Source organism: Pseudomonas sp. p1(2021b), assembly GCF_020151015.1.
GTDB classification, from domain to species: Bacteria; Pseudomonadota; Gammaproteobacteria; order Pseudomonadales; family Pseudomonadaceae; genus Aquipseudomonas; species Aquipseudomonas putida_K.
The window spans coordinates 2,687,198-2,703,711 of the sequence record NZ_CP083746.1 but is presented as its reverse complement, the minus strand read 5'-3'; the positions used below and the strand labels follow the sequence as shown (position 1 = coordinate 2,703,711).

Here is a 16,514-nt window from a genome sequence, read left to right as displayed (position 1 = left end):
CAGGTTTTGTGCGAATCGACTGTGGGAGCGGGTTGCGCACTCAGTGCGGTGCGCGGGGGATGGTCTTGAGCAGGTCTTCCGGGCTGATGTGGCCGACCACCTGGGCTACGGCGCTGCCAGGGGTGGGCAGGTCGAGGATGTGATCCTTGATCTTGCCGACCACGTGCATTTCGCAGGGCTTGCAATCGAACTTCAGGGTCAGCACCTCATCGCCATGCACCAGCTGCATCGGTGCGACCTTGGTGCGCACGCCGGTGACGCCCTTGGCCTGCTTGGGGCACAGGTTGAAGGAGAAGCGCAGGCAGTGCTTGGTGATCATCACCGGTACTTCGCCGTGTTCCTCGTGGGCTTCGAAGGCAGCGTCGATCAGCTGCACCCCATGGCGGTGGTAGAAGTCGCGGGCCTTCTGGTTGTAGACGTTGGCCAGGAAGGACAGGTGCGCCTCGGGGTAGACCGGTGGCGGGTTGCTCTCGGCCTTGCGCCCGCCACGCGGGTGCGCCTTGACCCGCTCTTCGGTCAGCGCCTCGATGGCCTCGCGGCGCAGGGCCTTGAGCTGCGAGTTGGGGATGAAGTACGCCTGCGGCGCGTCCAGCTCGATGGCATCGGCGTGGTACTGGGTGGTGCCCAGCTGGCCGAGCAGGTCGTGCAACTGGTCCAGGGCCTGCTGCGGCTTGTTGGCGGCGCCGAACGGGCCGTCGAGAGCCACCTGCACGCTGACGCCTTCCTCGCTGGTGACGGTCAGGGCCAGGCGTTGCTCACGCAGCACGGCGTGCCATTCGACGCCCACGCGACGCTCGGCGGAAGTGCGCTGCAGGGCCTGTTGCCAGTTGTGGTCCAGGTTGCGCGACAGCGGGTGGTTGGGGCGCAGCTTGTACAGCCCTTCAGGCATTTCGTTGGGCTCGACGCGGTAGCGGTAGCGCGTCTGGCCGTCTTCCTCGAACTCGCCCTTGGGCTCGGCGATGTTGGCGCGGAAACCCACCACTTCGCGCTTGACCAGCACGTTGAGGCCGTCGCCGTTGGTCAGCGGTACGTCGGTGACCACCAGCAGGTCGCGCTTGCCGACCTTCTCCACCACGCCCACCGGCAGGCCGGTGAAGGTCGGGGAGTCGAAGGCGCCGATGTCGATCTTGCGGTCGCTGACGAAGTAGTCGGTGCTGCCGCGGTGGAAGGTCTTGTCCGGGTCGGGCACGAAGAAGTGCTCGGTGCGCCCGCTGGAGGCGCGCGCCAGGTCCGGACGGCCTTCGAGGATGGCGTCCAGTTCCTTGCGGTAGTGGGCGGTGATGTTCTTCACATAGCCCATGTCCTTGTAGCGACCCTCGATCTTGAACGAGCGCACGCCGGCGTCCACCAGGTCGCTCAGGTTGGCGGTCTGGTTGTTGTCCTTCATCGACAGCAGGTGCTTCTCGAACGCCACCACGCGGCCCTGATCGTCCTTGAGGGTGTAGGGCAGACGGCAGGCCTGGGAACAGTCGCCACGGTTGGCGCTGCGGCCGGTCTGGGCGTGGGAGATGTTGCACTGGCCGGAGAAGGCCACGCACAGGGCGCCATGAATGAAGAACTCGATGGCCGCGTCGGTCTCGGCGGCGATGGCGCGGATCTGCTGCAGGTTCAGTTCGCGGGCCAGCACCAGCTGGGAGAAGCCGGCCTGGTCGAGGAACTTGGCCCGGGCCAGGGTGCGGATGTCGGTCTGGGTGCTGGCGTGCAGCTCGATCGGTGGGATGTCCAGCTCCATCACCCCCAGGTCCTGGACGATCAAGGCGTCGACGCCGGCGTCGTACAGCTGGTGGATCAGCTGGCGGGCGGGTTCGAGCTCGTTGTCGTGGAGGATGGTGTTGATGGTGGTGAAGACCCGCGCGTGGTAGCGGTGGGCGAATTCCACCAACCCGGCGATGTCGCTGACTTCGTTGCAGGCATTGTGGCGTGCGCCGAAGCTGGGGCCGCCGATGTAGATGGCGTCGGCGCCATGCAGGATCGCTTCGCGGGCAATGGCCACGTCACGGGCGGGGCTGAGCAGTTCCAGGTGATTCTTTGGGAGGGACATATCGTTAGGGTCGGGCTGTCACGGGCAAGGCGCGCATTGTACCGGTGAAATGGCCCGGGGGCATCCATTGGCTGCCCAAAGGGGGCTGCTTCGCAGCCCTTTCGCGGCACGAGGCCGCTCCTACAGGGAGATGACGCAGGTCTGGGGGAGCAGGCTTGCCCCGCGATTGGGCTGCGCAGCAGCCGCAACCACGGGGTGCCGGAAGATCAGGCCTTGGCAGCCATCGCGGTCACTTCCACACGCATGCCGTCGAAGGCCAGCGACGCCACGCCCACCGCGGCGCGCACCGGCCACGGCTTGCTGAAGAAGCGCTGGTAGACCTCGTTGAACGCCGGGCGGTCGGCCATGTCGGTCAGGTAGATGGTCAGGTGCACGACGCGGTCCATTGAGCTGCCGGCGCGCTCCAGGGCGTCCTTGAGCGCCTGCAGGGTGCATTCGCTCTGTTCGACGATGTCGCCCAGCGCCAGGCTGCCGTCGGCGCGGGTGGGGATCTGGGTGGTGACCAGCAGGCCATTGAACTCGGCCACGTCCGAGGAGATGGATTCCGGGTCGCTGTCGGGGGTGAAGATGATATCTGCCATGGTGGTTTCGCCTTGCAACGGAAGGAAACCCGCAAGCCTACGCGAGCGGCTTGGCCGGGTCGAGCCATGGCCCTGGTCGCGTGCATTTGAAAAGCGCGGCGTGGGCGTTCAGAATCGCCGCCCGATCCGGCCGAGGGCGCCGGGCAAGGGTTGCAAGAAGGGGCAAGGGTTGAACGAACAGACATTGTCGATGCGCCTGGAGCGGGTGGCGGCGCATGTGCCGGCCGGCGCGCGCCTGGCCGATATCGGCTCGGACCACGGCTACCTGCCGGTGGCGCTGATGCTGCGCGGCTGCATCGAGGCGGCCGTGGCCGGCGAGGCCGCGCCGACGCCGTACCGCTCGGCCCAGCGCAAGGTGCGCAAGAACGGCCTGGAGGCACGTATCGCCGTGCGCCTGGCCGATGGCCTGGATGCCATCGAGCCGCAAGACGGTATCACCACCATCAGCCTGTGCGGCATGGGCGGCGAGAAGATCCGCGAGATCCTCGAGCGTGGCAAGCACCGCCTGAGCGGCAAGGAGCGCCTGGTGCTGCAGCCCAACGTGCGCGAGGGCACCCTGCGTGAGTGGCTGATGGAAAACGACTACCGCATCCTGTGCGAGGAGTTGCTGGAGGAAAACGCGTTCACCTACGAGATCATCGTCGCCGAACGCTGCCAGGCGGTGGCCTATTCGCCCCAGCAGCTGTACTTCGGCCCTTTGCTGATGGAGGAACGCAGCCCGGCCTTCCTGGCCAAGTGGCACTTGAACCTCAAGCGCAAGCGTCGGGTCATGGCGCACTTCGTTCGGGCCCGCCAGGGGGTGCCGGAGCAGAAGGTGCAGGAGGTGGCGACGCAGGTGCAATGGATCGAACAGCTGTTGGCCTGACCTGGCGCTACAGCTGCGAGCAGTTGCCCATTTCCTGGTATTTCACTGTGTGGACCTGGCCTTGGTGGTCGACATACACCATGTGCGCGGTGCCCACTGCACAATCGGCCGCATTGCTGGCGGGGGTGATGGAAATCACCTTGGCCACGTCCAGGGGCATGCCGTATTCGTACGTCTGGCTGGTGGTATTGACCGGTTGCGGGGTGGCTGGGGCGGCGAAGGCGGTGAACGAGGCGAGGGAGGTGAACAGGGCAAGAAACGCGATCGAGCCTTTCATGGCGGTCTCCTTTAATCGGTGATGACCCATGATGTAGTGCTGAGGGATCAGCAATAAATGGGCTGTTTCGTGATAGATTCCTGCCTTTGATGCACGAATGCCATCACCGGAGCGCGTTGATATGGACATGCTGCACGCCATGCGAACCTTCGCCCGGGTAGTGGAGTGCGGCAGTTTCGCTGCCGCGGCCAATGCCCTGGACATTTCCGCCGCGCAGGTGTCGCGGATTGTCGCGGAGCTGGAGAACCAGTTGCAGACCCGCCTGCTGCACCGCACTACCCGTAGGTTGCGCATGAGCGAGGCGGGCGAGCGTTTCCTGGAGCGTTCTCGGCAGATCATGCTGCTCACCGAGGAAGCCATGGACGAAGCCCGCGGCGCCCACCTCACACCCCGTGGCCGCCTGCGCTTTCATTGCACCCATGGCCTGGGCTTGCTGATGATGCCGCTGGTGGCTCGCTACAACGCGGCCTGCCCAGACGTGGTGATGGAGATGACCCTGTCCCAGCGCAACCCGGATGCGGTCGCCGACGGCCAGGACGTGGTGATCACTATCGGCCAGGGCCTGCCGGACTCGCAGCTGATCGCCATCCGTTTGGGTAGTATCTACAGCATTCTCTGCGCTTCTCCCGAGTACCTGGCCCGCCATGGCGTGCCCAAGCGTCCGCAGGATCTGCACGAGCATGTCTGCCTGCGCACGGTCGATCCGTTGTTCGAGGAGGACTGGGCGTTCGAAGGGCCGGACAGCTGCGTAATCGTGCCCCAGGACACCTTCCTCACCAATGTCGCCGACGCCATGCTCAAGGCCACCGAACTGGGCATGGGGATCGGCCTGCTGCCGTATTACTCGGCGACTCAGGCGATCGAGGAAGGGCGCCTGTGCCGGTTGTTGGCGCCGCATCGGTTGCGCCAACGGGAGATCTACGCGATCTACCCGTCGCGCCATTTCCTCGATGCCAAGGTGCGCACCTGGCTGGATTTTCTCAAGGAGCAGCTGCCGGTGTTGTTCCAGGCCCATGAACGCGTGGCGGATGACCCGCGCTACTGGCGCTGACTGCACGGGACATGGCATCGGCTGCGCCGGTGTTCGCGGGACAAGCCCGCTCCTACAGGTGCTGCTGGCGCTCAGCGGCTGTCCTGGTCCTCGGCGGTCCCGCCGGAGCTGCCGGCACCGGTGCCGGTCGCTTCGCCGGTATTGTTCGAACCGCCGGTCGTGCCGTCGGCGGCATCGGAGTTGGTACCGGTGTCGCTGCTGTCGTTGTCCTGGGTGCCGCCGGGGTTGTTGGTGCTGCTGCCTTCGCCGGCTGTGCTGCCGCGAGGGTGCTCGCCCGAAGTATGGTCGTCGTGGGGAGGGCTGCCGGCGCCGTTCATGTCGGTGGCGGCAACGGCGGCGGCGCTGGAAAGGCCCAGGCACAGGGCCAGGAGCAGGGGCTGTAGGCGAACCATGGCGAATCTCCTGTCGGGATGATTGTTCTAGGTTCGTCTGCCCAAGCCGGGCAGGGTGCCCGGCAGGCGACCAGTGGTAGGGGCTGCGCTGCAGCCCCGGGCGGTCAGTTGGCCTCGGCCCGGTGTGCCGGGTTTTCGCCGCTTACCGCATCGGCCATGGTCGGGTGCTCCTGAGCGGCGTGCATCAGTTCCTCGGTGACCCGCAGCTCCGCGCCGGTCGGCGAGAAGGTGGCCGCCGGGGCGAACGGTGCCGGGTGCTCCGGTGCCGGGCGCTTGCCACGGCGCCACAGGAAGAAGCCGACCATGGCCAGGTTGATCACCGCGAAGGCCCAGAACAGCCCGGCCTCGCCATAGGCGCTCATCACCGGCGAAATGGCCAGCGGGGCCATGGACGAGCCCAGCGAGTTGATCAGCAACAGGCCCTGGATCATCGGCACCAGGGCATCGGACGGGGCGCGGTCGGCGGCGCTGCTGACCGCCACCGGGTACAGCGCGAACACACCGCCACCGAGCAGGAACAGCAGGGCCGGCAGCAGCGCCGAATCGGGCGGCAGCAGCACGATCAGCACCGACAGCACGGTGCACATCGCCGCCAGGGCGATCAGCACCAGTTGGCGGTCCTTGCGGTCGGACCAGCGCCCGACCGGGTACTGCAACAGCATCGCGCCGAGGATCACCCAGGCCATCATTTCGCCGACTTCCCCAACGTCCATGCCGATGCGCTGCAGGTACAGCGGCAGCAGGGCATAGATGCCGGCGATGGCCACGCCCGAGCCGAAGCAGCCGACCAGGCCGGTGGGGGCGATGCCGAGCAGCTGGCGCGGCTTGAGCGGTTCGACCTGGTCGAGCAATGGCGACACCCGTGGCAGTACCACGATCGGCACCACCGACAGGGTGGCCAGCATGCCTGCGACCATGAACGGCGCAGTGGCGCCCCAGCCGGTGATTTCGCCGAGGGTGGCCTGGGCCAGCACGCCGGCACCGTAGAAGGCGATCATGTACAACGCCAGCAGGCGGCCGCGGATCTTCGGGTCGCCGGCCAGCAGCAGCCAGCTTTCGATCACCAGGAACACGCCCACCGCGGCCCAGCCGTTGATCAGGCGCAGGGCGAACCACCAGGTGGTGTCGTAGAACAGCCCCTGCAGCAGGATGGTCGCTGCGATCAGCGAGGCGAAGCTGGTGTAGGCGCGGATATGGCCGATGCGCAGGATCAGCCGGTCGTTGAAGATCGCACCGAGGGTCAGGCCGATGAAATAGGCCGACGAGACGATACCGATCATGGTCGCCGATTCGCCGGCATCGCCCAGACGCAAGGTGGTGAGGGAAGACAGGAAGCCGTTGCCCAGGGCAATGATGAACAGCCCAAGCAGGGGTGCCAGCGCCATGGCCAGCAAACGCGCAGACATAGTTACCTCTAGTTGAGAAAAGCCACGAGTGTGCCTTTTCGACGGCGCAAGGGCTGCGCGGACGTGCCTGGCAAGGAATGCGACCCAGGCGCGCTTACCGCCTCGGCGGGCAGTTGGGGCTTGGGATTGGGCAACGGGGCGAAAAGGAGGCGCGATTCTAAGGCCTCGGCGCGTTTTACCCAAGGGGCTGCCCCCTGCGACCGGAGGCCGCAGGCCGAGGTATGAGCTCTGCGGACCCTGGGGCTGCTACGCACCCCTTTCGCAGCACAAGGCCGCTCCGTAAACCGCGATCTCCTGTAGGAGCGGGCTTGTCCCGCGATCAAGGGCGAAGCCCTTGCCAGGCGACGGTGATATCGAGGCGGGCCTGATCGCGGGACAAGCCCGCTCCCACAAGGGCAGCACCAGCCACGTGTTCTGTGCTCGACAGCGCAGCCCAAAGGGCGAGGTTATCTCCCACAGGCTCGGCGCTACCCGCATAATACGCGGGCTTTTCTCACTCCCGGATTCAGGAACCCCTCCATGCTGGCTTCGCTGTTCGCCGTCCTGGCCCCCGTGTTCATCGTCGCCGGCATCGGCTATGCCTGGGCCCGTCGTGGCCAGGACTACCCCACCGAATTCATCGCCCGCATCGTCATGGTGGTCGGTACACCGTCCCTGGTCCTCTCCACCCTGAGCCGCACCCAGCTGAACCCTGCCGCCTTCACCAGCATGGCCCTGGCTTGCGTGCTGTGCATGCTTGGCATGGCCCTGGCCGGCTTCATCGTCAGCCGTGCCAGTGGCCAGCATTGGCGGGTGCTGATGCCGGCCTTCATGTTCCCCAACACCGGCAACATGGGGCTGCCGATCAGTCTGTATGCCTTCGGCGAGCATGGCCTGGCCCTGGCCGTGGCGTTTTTCCTGACCTTGTCGATCTTCCAGTTCACCCTGGGCATCGCCATGTCCGGTGCCAGTGCATCGTTCAAGGCGCTGTTGCGCAACCCTATCGTGATCAGCCTGGCCGGGGCTTTGCCCATCATCTTCCTGGACCTTGAGCTGCCACGCTGGCTGGCCAATACCGCCGATCTGCTGGGCGGTATGACCATTCCGCTGATGCTGTTGACCCTCGGGGTGTCCCTGGCCAGCATCCGTCTGCACCACGTGGGCAGCGGCCTGCTGCTGGGCGGGCTGCGCATCGTGCTGGGCGCTGCGGTGGGCTGGGGGGTGGGCACAGTGCTGGGCCTGGAGCCGCTGGAGCGGGCGGTGCTGGTGGTGCAGTCGTCGATGCCGGTGGCGGTATTCAACTACCTGCTGGCGGTGCGTGCCAACCGCCAACCGGAGCAGGTGGCGAACCTGGTGATGTGCTCGACGGTATTGTCGTTCGCCTGGCTGCCGGCCGTGCTGGCCTGGTGGCTGTAGGCCAACGGGGCGGCAAACGGCCAGCGCTCATCCATACTCCATTGGCCTGTCGCCGAGACGCCTATGGACACACCCAGCCCACCCGAGCCGCAGCCCCCGAAGCCCCTGGCATATGCAGCAGAGCCGACCCTGACGGGCTGGCAGCGCTGGGTGCCGGGTTGGCGCGTGCTGCGTCACTACCCACCGGGCTGGCTGCCCAAGGACCTGGTCGCCGGCCTGGTGCTCACGGCCATGCTGGTACCGGTCGGCATCGCCTACGCGCAGGCCTCGGGCGTACCGGGTATCCATGGCCTGTATGCCACCATCGTCCCGCTGCTGGCCTACGCGGTGTTCGGGCCCAGCCGGATCCTCGTGCTGGGCCCCGATTCGGCCCTGGTGCCGATCATCCTGGCCGTGGTGCTGCCATTGGCGGCGGGCGACCCTGGGCGGGCCGTTACCCTGGCCGCCGCCATGGCCCTGGTATCGGGATTGATCTGCGTAGGGGCGGGGTTGTTGCGGCTGGGGTTCATCACCGAGCTGCTGTCCAAGCCCATCCGCTATGGCTACATGAATGGCATCGCCTTGGCGGTACTGGTCAGCCAGGCGCCCAAGCTGTTCGGGATCTCCGGCCAGAGCACCGGGCCGTTGCGCGACACCCTGCAATTGGCACGTGCGCTGCTCGAGGGCAAGGCCAACTGGCACGCCTTCGCCCTGGGGGCGGGCACCCTGGCGATCATCCTGCTGCTCAAGCGTTGGGAGCGCTTGCCGGGCATTCTCATCGCGGTGGTGGTCGCCACGCTGGTGTCTGGGTTACTGGGCCTTGAAGCGGCACACGAGGTGAAGGTGGTCGGCTCGCTGCCCCAGGGCTTGCCGGGCTTCGAGTTTCCGTTGATCGGCTTTGGCGACCTGGCCACGGTGGTGATCGGCGGCGCGGCGGTGGCGCTGGTGTCGTTCGCCGACACCAGCGTGTTGTCGCGTACCTATGCCGCCAAGACGCGCACCCAGGTCGACCCCAACCAGGAAATGGTCGGCCTGGGCCTTGCCAACCTGGCGACCGGATTGTTCCAGGGCATCGCGGTGAGCAGCAGTTCCTCGCGGACCCCGGTCGCCGAGGCTGCAGGTGCCCGCAGCCAACTGGCCGGGGTGTTCGGCGCGCTGGGCGTGGCACTGTTGCTCCTGTTGGCGCCTGACCTGTTGCGCCACCTGCCGCAAAGCGCCTTGGCGGCGGTGGTGATCGCCGCGGCGCTGGGGTTGTTCGAGTTCAAGGACCTGGGCCGGATCTACCGTATCCAGCGTTGGGAGTTCTGGCTGTCGATCACCTGTTTCGTGGGCGTGGCGGTGTTCGGCGCCGTGCCGGGCATCGGCCTGGCGGTGGTGATCGCTGTGATCGAGTTTCTGTGGGACGGTTGGCGCCCTCACTATGCCGTGCTGGGCCGGGCCGATGGCGTGCGCGGCTATCACGATGTGGCGCGCTACCCCCATGCCCGGCGTGTGCCGGGGCTGGTGCTGTTCCGCTGGGACGCGCCGTTGTTCTTTGCCAATGCCGAGCTGTTCCAGCGCTGCGTGCTGGAGGCCGTTGCCCGGTCGGGCGACAGCATACGGCGGGTGATCGTGGCCGCGGAGCCGGTGACCAGCGTGGATGTCACCTCTGCCGACATGCTGGTGGAACTGCAGCAGGCCTTGCGCGAGGCGGGTGTGGAGCTGCATTTCGCGGAAGTGAAGGACCCGGTGCGGGACAAGCTGCTGCGCCTGGAGGTGCTCCGCCATATCGGCAACGACATCTTCCACCCCACGGTGGGAGCGGCGGTGGAAGCCTACCTGGAGGACCATGGCGTGGACTGGACACCCTGAGCTATCGCAAACAGTCTGCTTACCCTGTGGGAGATCACCCAGCCCTTCGGGCTGCGCTGTTTCGCAGAGAACAAGCGGCTAGCGCCGCCTTCTTCTGTAGGAGCGGGCTTGTCCCGCGATCAAGGGCGAAGCCCTTGCCAGGCGACGGTGATATCGGGCCCGGCCTAATCGCGGGACAAGCCCGCTCCCACAGGGTGCCGCAAATCAAATGGTCATGCGTTGTTCTATGAGAGCTGGCGGAGCCTGCGATGGGCCGCAAAGCGGCCCCTTAAATTTGGAGGGCTCCACCGTCTGAAGGCTAGGGGCTGCTTTGCAGCCCATCGCAGGCTGTCGCCAGCTCACACCGAGATTGCTGCCGCTCTCGAGGCCTGCGAAATCCCTGGGAGCGGGCGCAGGGTTACTGCGCGGTATCGATACTCACCACTACGGACATCCCCGGGCGCAAGCGCTTGGCTTGCGGCTGGTCGGGGTCGACGGTGATGCGCACCGGGATGCGCTGGGCGATCTTGACGAAGTTGCCGGTGGCATTGTCCGCCTGCAGCAAGGCGAACTCCGAGCCGGTGGCCGGCGAGATCTGCTGCACATGCCCGCGCAGCTTGAGGTGGTTCAGTGCATCCACGGTGAAGGTCGCCGGCTGGCCGATGCGCACATTGGCCATCTGGGTTTCCTTCATGTTGGCGATCACCCACAAGGTATCGGGCACCAGCGCCATCAACTGTGCGCCGGAATTGACGTACGCCCCCAGGCGCGTGCCGATCTGCCCCAGCTGGCCGTCGCGTGGTGCCGTGACCCGGGTGTTGTCCAGGTCGATGCGTGCCAGCTCCACGGCCGCCTTGGCGTTCTCCACCGAAGCCTCCAGGGACGCATGGTTGACCACTACCGTTTCGCGGTCCTGGCGAGCGATCTCCAAGGCCGCCTTGGCCTGTGCCAGGCTGGCCACCGCAGCGGCATGGCTGGCCCGGGCCAGGTCCAGCTCACGGCGCGACACCGAGCCGTCGCTGACCAGGGCCTGGTTGCGACGCAGGTCGGCGCGGGCCTTGTCGGCCTGGGCACTGGCATCGGTGATGGCCGCCTGGCGCTGGGCGATGGTGGCTTCGGCACTCTTGCGCTGTTGCAGGTTGTTGGCCAGGGCCGCCTGCTGCTGTTTCAACTGGGCGATGGCCTGGGCCAGGCGCTGCTTGTAGATGCGGTCGTCCAGCTGCACCAGCAGGTCGCCACGCTTGACGAACTGGAAGTCATGCACCGGCACGTCGACGATATAGCCGGCCAGCTGTGGCCCGATGATCGTCACCTGGCCGCGCACCAGGGCGTTCTCGGTGCTCTCGATGGCGCTGCCGAACGGTGGCAGGCGCCAGGCATAGAGCACCAGCAGCACGCCAGCCAGGGCCACGCAGGCGAAGCTGATCGAGGAGAGGATACGCACCCGCCGGGTGCGCACCTGGCTGCCGGGCTCGCTGGGCGGCGCGGTGCCTTCGGGCGTTTCGGCAAGGGCGGTGGTGGTCGTGGACTGGGTCGGTTGGGTCATCGGCTCGAAGCATCGCGTGAGGTGTCGGGGGCGGCAGCGGGCCGGGTGTACCAGAGCCAGAAGCTGCGAATGAGGATCCAGATCATGGTGGCCACGGCAATGCTGCCGATCAGCATGAAGACATCGTTGTAGGCCAGGATGTTGGCCTCGCGGGTGGCCGCGTTGGCCAACAGGCGTGTACCGACCTCGCTGCGCAGGCCCGGGTCGGCGATCACCCCCGCGTAGCCGGCGCCACCACTTTGGACCCGGGCGTGGACCAGCGGTTCGAGGTAGCTCAGGCGGTCGACGATATGGCTTGAATGGAACTTCTCCCGCGCCGTCTGGAACGTGCCCAGCAGGGCCGCGCCGATCAGGCCGCCCAGGTTGTTGCAGATCCCGAACATCACCGAGAAGCTCACCAGGTTGCGCGGGTTGGTGCGCACATGGCTGATGCCCAGGGCCATGGACGGGCCGAGGAAGAAGGTGCTGCCGAAGGCCAGCATGAACTGGCTGAGGTACATCTGGTGCGGGCGGGTAAGGTTGCTCGAGCTGCTGTCCATGAAGGCCCCGGCCGCCATGGCCGCCAGCGAAATGAACAATGGCGTGACCAGGTGCGCGGGGTTGATGGTCAGGGCGCTGGTCAGCAGCCCCGTGGCCGCGCCCAGCAGCATGACCCAGTACAGGCTGCGCATCTGTTCGCTACCCAGGTTCAGCGCCTGCAGGAAGCCCACCGCGCCGGTGGATTGCTCGGAAGTGACCATGCGGATGAGGATCACGCACAAGGCCAGGCGCACCACCGCGCCACTGCCCAGCCAACGGGTCATCAGCAAGGGGTTGCTGCGGTTGTGTTCGATGGCCAGCCCCGAGCACACCAGGGCGATGGAAGCCGCCAGCGCGACCCCGATCCACGGTGCCTCCAGCCACCAGTCGATACGCCCCAGGGACAGCACGGCGCAGAGCAGGGCGGTGCCGCTGGCCATCAGCGAGAAAGTCAGGAAGTCCAGCGGCTCGAAGGTCTTGAAACGATCGCCCGGCGGCAGCTTGAGCAACAGTACGCAGCCCAGCGCGGCCAATGCCAGGCCCAGTTCGAACATGTACAGGCCGCGCCATTCGGCGATCTGCAGGAGGTCTTCGGAGAACACCCGGGCCAGCGGCACGGCCAACTGCGAGGCGCCCAGGCCCAGCACCATGGCCTTGAGGCGCCACTGCGCCGGGAAGGTCTGGATCATGTAGTAAAGGCCCAGCGAGCTCAACGCCGCCCCGACCATACCGTGCGCCGCACGCACGGCGATGGCCGAATTGAGGTCGTTGACGAACAGGTGGGCAAAGGTGACCAGGGCATAGAGCACCAGGAACACTTCGGTGAAGGCGCGCAAACCGAACTGCTGACGGAATTTCACCAGCAGCAGGTTCATCGACACGTTGGTCATCACGAAGGCGGCAGGCAGCCAGGCCATTTCCGCACTGGTGGCGCCCAGTGCGCCTTGCAGGAAGGTGAGGTTGGCGGTGACCAGCGCGTTACCCAAGCCCCCGGTGATGGCCACCAGCAGCCCGACCAGGCCGTAGGCCAGGCGTGTGGCAGGCGCATGCAGGGGCGTGGAGGGTGAACCAGGAAGGCTGGGCTTTTCGTGGGGGAGCCACTGACGCGGCGCGTATTTGTCCATTCCTGATACAGCCCTGGGTTCGCGTGGAAAAAACTCTACGCGACTGGAGAGGGGGTTGGAATACCTGTGCTTGAGTCAAACGAGCTCCAGGGTTGCCATGCAGCCCATCGCAGGGCAAGCCCCGCTCCTACAGTGGCCCTGCAACCCGCTACCTTGTGGGAGATCACCCAGCCCTTTGGGCTGCGCTGTCGCGCAGAGAACAAGTGGCTAGCGCCGCCTTCTTCTGTAGGAGCGGGCTTGCCCCGCGATGGGGCGCGCAGCGCCCCCAATGGAGCCGATGTTTTACCGGATATCATCGCGGAAGAGGATGAATAGTGACGATCAACCTCTGTGCGGATACGGCTGCAGCCCGATAACGGTCTGGCAAATCAATCGGGCAGTTGGATTTTTAGACCACGGGCTGACTGAATAGCCACGTAGTAAGCGTTCTTCAAGGCCACGGCCAGCTCGGGATCATGTTCCTCGAATTCCTTCGATGCAATGGCACCTATGCTGAGCTGATGAAGTTTGGATTTGTCCTGCTCATGCCCTCCGAATACGGCTTTGACGTAGTCGAGTTGATTAAGCAACACGCCATAGAGCGGGTGGCTCGGGCAAGCCTCGTTCCGTTGCATTGTAAGATCGATGGCGTTCTGCACATAGGCGAGGGGTGTGGTGAGCTTCATGGTAATCTCGCTTACAAGAGCACGTACTCGGCTAACTTTAGGGGGCGCTCAGATTAGACACGCCAAGATGGTCAACGCCCATCGACCTGAACGCAAGCGTCCTTGCCATCGATGACCTTGCAAGGCCAGTTGTCGTTTATGTAGTGATCCGGCTTGAAGCACACCTGTTCATCGTTAACCCAGAATAATTGCCAGGCGGACCCTGATATCAATAATTTTGGACAGGGGGAGTAGCCGCGCATAAACAGCGCAAGCGTAGTTAGGGTAACGGCCATGGGCACAACATAAATCAGGGTTTTGAAAGATGCACTGAACATTATGTTTTGGAAGCCATAGAGTTTGCTGCCAGGCGAAGGGTCAAATTTAGTGCCGTTCCTGATACAGGCCGCCATTGCAATAAGTCCAATGAGAATTGTTGGTGGGGCCATCAACAAGCCGAACGCCAGAAAAGGGGTTTCTACGACTGGGGCGTTGCGGTAAAGCCTACCGTAAATCGGTAGCAAGTGATTCCAGAAAGAATAGAGGGACAGAGCACCGACCATGATAAGTGCAATCACAAAACCGAGCGCTAGTATTCTCAGTTGCGTTGGGGTTAAGTCGTTCGGTCTTGAGGGTTTCTTTTTCATTAAAAGCCTGGGCTGCTGCCGTCGGTAGGTATGGATGTTTAGGGAGGGCTATAAACACACCATAAGCTAATAGGATTGCCTGTTCAACCCACATCAACAGTGACCATCGACCTGAGCCATAGCGCCATTCATGGCTCAAGCTCTCCTGAACGTATCCCATAATGCATCTATCTGTGTGGCGCTAGATGGCCGTGCCCCGATTTTTTCCCGGCTTGATGATCAGTAATTCATCGAGTTGTCTTTTACGGCATTTGATGACGAAAGCCAGAGCCGCATCAGGGTCATCCATGAAGGCATCAAACATCGCTGGAGCGATGGCGTAATACTCTTCGTAGTCAACCATGCCGTTGCTGACGGGGAACGAAACGTAATACTGGCCAGCGTCTTCTTCGATGCCGATGGAGTACATGTGCTGGCGACTGATGAAAAGATCTTTGAATTTCATAGGGGCCTTCAAAAAAGGGGGCGGTATTGAACATCTCGGCGGCAATACCCGCCGCGTCTATGACGGTCTCACTGTTGCCGTCAGGTAGCTTGCCACCAGGGATCCAGAATTCGTTAGGACCGGCTTTATTTCCTATGGAATCCGCAGATTCAACTGCTTCGGATCAGGGATGTCTACCCGGACCAGTGCATTGGTAACAAGGAAATTCTCAGGCAAACCAAGGGCTTGCTCCAAGGTGCGCTTGTCACCTGCTGTCCTGATCAGGAGCTCGGTTGCTTCGTGGTCTGGCATGATGAAAGACGTACCATCTCTCTGCGCAATGCCGTATTTTTCAAGGTTGGTCTGGGGCATGAAGCGTGAGGCACCATGTTTCGACTTGGTATGATTTCAAGTGTATATGCTTCATCCTTTTCTAATCGTGATTTTTGTTTTTGGCTTGGAATTTTTTAAAGGAGCTCCACTCCTCTCCATCAATCAATGCCATGTAACATTTCGCAAACAACTCGCTGAGATTACGGTCGTCCTGTAAGGTGGTTTCCGGTAAGTAGCGGTAGCCAGGTATGTCTCTAGCCTCCATGGGGGTATGGATTTCTCCGTTTTCAGCTTTCAATAAGAGGCCGCGTAGGATGTTGAGCATGATCTTGGCATCAGGTTTTTGATCTTCGAGAGCCTCAAGTTTTTCACGAAGCGCTTTAGCAGTAACCTTTAGTGTGTGCGTGTTCATTTTCGACCCTAGGGTATATATCCGCGTGCCCATAAGGTCAGTGTGACCAATATGGCAAGTGCGGGTGCTATGTAAATCATTGACCATAGTGTCAGCTTGTCGAAGCTAAGCTTTGCTGCATTTGCATGTCAAAGCGTTGCATAGTATGGTTGCAGATTGACAGTGCCATAGCTGCAGCGCCATGAAACCATGGTTCAAACTCTTTTAAACGTATCCCATATTAATTGTCGGATGTCGTTGAGCTTGATATTGGTCGCTACCCGTTCGTCAGCAGTTCCAGCGTCGACATAGATGTCTGAAAATCCGGATTTAGATATTGCTAAAGTTCTATAAATGGAGGCTGCTTGTTTCCAAGCAGCTCCGTCTTGTCTTGAGGTGTCATGCAGAATATTGATTATTGATTCAATTCCACTGTCGAAGTTATAGCAGCGCTCTTTATGATAAATATTCTTTAGCGTTTCCAGTTGCTTGATGATTTCGCTGTTGTTCATTGTGGCCTCATTTTATTGGTGTGGGCTGTCCAATTAACTCTACCCCAGGCATTCCCCAGGGCTCTTGTACAAAAAATTGCACGAGGAGCGAATCAATTAGGAGCGCCCTTGGGTCAGGAGGAGTGTCGTTCGCTGCGGGCGAAACCATTACGGTCGCCCGTCAACTTGAATGCACATATTTTTATTCCCTACGCGCTTGCATGGCCACTTTTCATTGGAGTATGAGTCGGGTTTAAAACAATATCGATCGTCATTGACCCAGTATACTTGCCAGGCGGATCCTGAAATCAATAATTTCTGGCAAGGTATATATCCGCGTACCCATAAGGTCAGTGTGACCAATATGGCAAGTGCGGGTGCTAGGTAAATCATTGACCATAGCGTCAGCCTGTAAGAGCTGTGCTGGAAACGAAATAGTCGGGTATTAGACGGTGGGTCAAACTTTTTTGCATGCCAGCATGCGTATGTCGAGGTAATTACAAGTATCGGGGTGACCGTGCACATGGCAATGAGCATAAAGCCCAGATACGGGGTTTCGACGATGGGCGCGTTTCTAA

17 protein-coding genes are annotated in these 16,514 nt (G+C 62.9%); 4 read left to right on the top strand and 13 right to left on the bottom strand.

The window, feature by feature from the left end:
- Nucleotides 1-40: 40 nt before the first annotated feature.
- Both K8374_RS12415 and K8374_RS12410 read right to left on the bottom strand, forming a co-directional pair.
- Nucleotides 41-2,041, bottom strand: coding sequence for a peptidase U32 family protein (locus K8374_RS12415; RefSeq protein ID WP_224455802.1), 2,001 nt, complete (start codon nucleotides 2,039-2,041; stop codon nucleotides 41-43).
- Nucleotides 2,042-2,247: 206 nt separating this feature from the next.
- Nucleotides 2,248-2,622, bottom strand: a complete 375-nt coding sequence (locus tag K8374_RS12410; protein ID WP_084857807.1) for a RidA family protein — start codon at nucleotides 2,620-2,622, stop codon at nucleotides 2,248-2,250.
- A gap of 169 nt (nucleotides 2,623-2,791) precedes the next feature.
- Here K8374_RS12410 and K8374_RS12405 point away from each other — a divergent pair, with 169 nt between their 5' ends.
- Nucleotides 2,792-3,487: a tRNA (adenine(22)-N(1))-methyltransferase gene (locus tag K8374_RS12405; protein ID WP_224455801.1), complete on the top strand. Its 696-nt coding sequence runs from the start codon at nucleotides 2,792-2,794 to the stop codon at nucleotides 3,485-3,487.
- Between the two features lie 7 nt (nucleotides 3,488-3,494).
- Here the strand turns inward: K8374_RS12405 and K8374_RS12400 are convergent, their stop codons facing one another.
- Complete coding sequence (locus K8374_RS12400; RefSeq protein WP_224455800.1) at nucleotides 3,495-3,764, bottom strand: DUF2790 domain-containing protein; 270 nt, start codon at nucleotides 3,762-3,764, stop codon at nucleotides 3,495-3,497.
- Between the two features lie 121 nt (nucleotides 3,765-3,885).
- Between K8374_RS12400 and K8374_RS12395 the strand changes: the two genes are divergently transcribed.
- Entirely contained in the window at nucleotides 3,886-4,815 is a 930-nt protein-coding gene (locus K8374_RS12395) for a LysR family transcriptional regulator (protein ID WP_224455799.1), read from the top strand.
- 71 nt (nucleotides 4,816-4,886) lie between these two features.
- Here the strand turns inward: K8374_RS12395 and K8374_RS12390 are convergent, their stop codons facing one another.
- Together K8374_RS12390 and K8374_RS12385 are read right to left on the bottom strand one after the other, a co-directional pair.
- Nucleotides 4,887-5,207 (bottom strand): hypothetical protein, encoded by a 321-nt coding sequence (locus tag K8374_RS12390; protein ID WP_224455798.1) that lies wholly within the window; start codon nucleotides 5,205-5,207, stop codon nucleotides 4,887-4,889.
- 104 nt (nucleotides 5,208-5,311) lie between these two features.
- A complete protein-coding gene (locus tag K8374_RS12385) occupies nucleotides 5,312-6,613 on the bottom strand; it encodes an MFS transporter (protein ID WP_224455797.1) in 1,302 nt (433 codons plus the stop codon).
- A 519-nt stretch (nucleotides 6,614-7,132) separates the two neighbouring features.
- On the opposite strand from K8374_RS12385, the gene K8374_RS12380 reads away from it, so the two are divergent.
- A complete protein-coding gene (locus tag K8374_RS12380) occupies nucleotides 7,133-8,008 on the top strand; it encodes an AEC family transporter (protein WP_224455796.1) in 876 nt (291 codons plus the stop codon).
- A gap of 63 nt (nucleotides 8,009-8,071) precedes the next feature.
- Nucleotides 8,072-9,838, top strand: coding sequence for a SulP family inorganic anion transporter (locus K8374_RS12375; RefSeq protein WP_224455795.1), 1,767 nt, complete (start codon nucleotides 8,072-8,074; stop codon nucleotides 9,836-9,838).
- Nucleotides 9,839-10,235: 397 nt separating this feature from the next.
- Here K8374_RS12375 and K8374_RS12370 read toward each other — a convergent pair whose 3' ends face one another.
- The 8 genes from K8374_RS12370 to K8374_RS12335 all read right to left on the bottom strand — a co-directional run bounded on the left by K8374_RS12370 (nucleotide 10,236) and on the right by K8374_RS12335 (nucleotide 15,957).
- Nucleotides 10,236-11,363, bottom strand: a complete 1,128-nt coding sequence (locus K8374_RS12370) for an HlyD family secretion protein (RefSeq protein WP_224455794.1) — start codon at nucleotides 11,361-11,363, stop codon at nucleotides 10,236-10,238.
- Nucleotides 11,360-13,006 carry an MFS transporter gene (locus tag K8374_RS12365; protein ID WP_224455793.1) on the bottom strand — a complete coding sequence of 549 codons (1,647 nt, stop codon included), beginning with the start codon at nucleotides 13,004-13,006 and terminating at the stop codon, nucleotides 11,360-11,362. Before K8374_RS12365 ends, K8374_RS12370 begins: the two co-directional genes overlap by 4 nt.
- 368 nt (nucleotides 13,007-13,374) lie before the next feature.
- Entirely contained in the window at nucleotides 13,375-13,671 is a 297-nt protein-coding gene (locus K8374_RS12360) for an immunity protein Tsi6 family protein (protein ID WP_224455792.1), read from the bottom strand.
- A 71-nt stretch (nucleotides 13,672-13,742) separates the two neighbouring features.
- Nucleotides 13,743-14,297 carry a hypothetical protein gene (locus K8374_RS12355; RefSeq protein ID WP_224455791.1) on the bottom strand — a complete coding sequence of 185 codons (555 nt, stop codon included), beginning with the start codon at nucleotides 14,295-14,297 and terminating at the stop codon, nucleotides 13,743-13,745.
- Between the two features lie 181 nt (nucleotides 14,298-14,478).
- Complete coding sequence (locus K8374_RS12350; RefSeq protein ID WP_224455790.1) at nucleotides 14,479-14,742, bottom strand: hypothetical protein; 264 nt, start codon at nucleotides 14,740-14,742, stop codon at nucleotides 14,479-14,481.
- A 132-nt stretch (nucleotides 14,743-14,874) separates the two neighbouring features.
- A complete protein-coding gene (locus K8374_RS12345) occupies nucleotides 14,875-15,093 on the bottom strand; it encodes a hypothetical protein (RefSeq protein WP_224455789.1) in 219 nt (72 codons plus the stop codon).
- Between the two features lie 61 nt (nucleotides 15,094-15,154).
- Nucleotides 15,155-15,466 carry a hypothetical protein gene (locus K8374_RS12340; RefSeq protein ID WP_224455788.1) on the bottom strand — a complete coding sequence of 104 codons (312 nt, stop codon included), beginning with the start codon at nucleotides 15,464-15,466 and terminating at the stop codon, nucleotides 15,155-15,157.
- A 194-nt stretch (nucleotides 15,467-15,660) separates the two neighbouring features.
- Entirely contained in the window at nucleotides 15,661-15,957 is a 297-nt protein-coding gene (locus K8374_RS12335; protein ID WP_224455787.1) for a hypothetical protein, read from the bottom strand.
- Between the last annotated feature and the right edge of the window lie 557 nt (nucleotides 15,958-16,514).

Excerpts from the sequence above, each read along its gene's own strand:
- K8374_RS12400 (WP_224455800.1), bottom strand. The coding sequence starts at position 3,764 with ATGAAAGGCTCGATCGCGTTTCTTGCCCTGTTCACCTCCCTCGCCTCG.
- K8374_RS12355 (WP_224455791.1), bottom strand. The coding sequence starts at position 14,297 with ATGAAAAAGAAACCCTCAAGACCGAACGACTTAACCCCAACGCAACTG.
- K8374_RS12370 (WP_224455794.1), bottom strand. The coding sequence starts at position 11,363 with ATGACCCAACCGACCCAGTCCACGACCACCACCGCCCTTGCCGAAACG.
- K8374_RS12365 (WP_224455793.1), bottom strand. The coding sequence starts at position 13,006 with ATGGACAAATACGCGCCGCGTCAGTGGCTCCCCCACGAAAAGCCCAGC.
- K8374_RS12390 (WP_224455798.1), bottom strand. The coding sequence starts at position 5,207 with ATGGTTCGCCTACAGCCCCTGCTCCTGGCCCTGTGCCTGGGCCTTTCC.
- K8374_RS12375 (WP_224455795.1), top strand. The coding sequence starts at position 8,072 with ATGGACACACCCAGCCCACCCGAGCCGCAGCCCCCGAAGCCCCTGGCA.
- K8374_RS12385 (WP_224455797.1), bottom strand. The coding sequence starts at position 6,613 with ATGTCTGCGCGTTTGCTGGCCATGGCGCTGGCACCCCTGCTTGGGCTG.
- K8374_RS12410 (WP_084857807.1), bottom strand. The coding sequence starts at position 2,622 with ATGGCAGATATCATCTTCACCCCCGACAGCGACCCGGAATCCATCTCC.
- K8374_RS12345 (WP_224455789.1), bottom strand. The coding sequence starts at position 15,093 with ATGCCCCAGACCAACCTTGAAAAATACGGCATTGCGCAGAGAGATGGT.
- K8374_RS12395 (WP_224455799.1), top strand. The coding sequence starts at position 3,886 with ATGGACATGCTGCACGCCATGCGAACCTTCGCCCGGGTAGTGGAGTGC.
- K8374_RS12360 (WP_224455792.1), bottom strand. The coding sequence starts at position 13,671 with ATGAAGCTCACCACACCCCTCGCCTATGTGCAGAACGCCATCGATCTT.
- K8374_RS12340 (WP_224455788.1), bottom strand. The coding sequence starts at position 15,466 with ATGAACACGCACACACTAAAGGTTACTGCTAAAGCGCTTCGTGAAAAA.
- K8374_RS12335 (WP_224455787.1), bottom strand. The coding sequence starts at position 15,957 with ATGAACAACAGCGAAATCATCAAGCAACTGGAAACGCTAAAGAATATT.
- K8374_RS12350 (WP_224455790.1), bottom strand. The coding sequence starts at position 14,742 with ATGAAATTCAAAGATCTTTTCATCAGTCGCCAGCACATGTACTCCATC.
- K8374_RS12380 (WP_224455796.1), top strand. The coding sequence starts at position 7,133 with ATGCTGGCTTCGCTGTTCGCCGTCCTGGCCCCCGTGTTCATCGTCGCC.
- K8374_RS12415 (WP_224455802.1), bottom strand. The coding sequence starts at position 2,041 with ATGTCCCTCCCAAAGAATCACCTGGAACTGCTCAGCCCCGCCCGTGAC.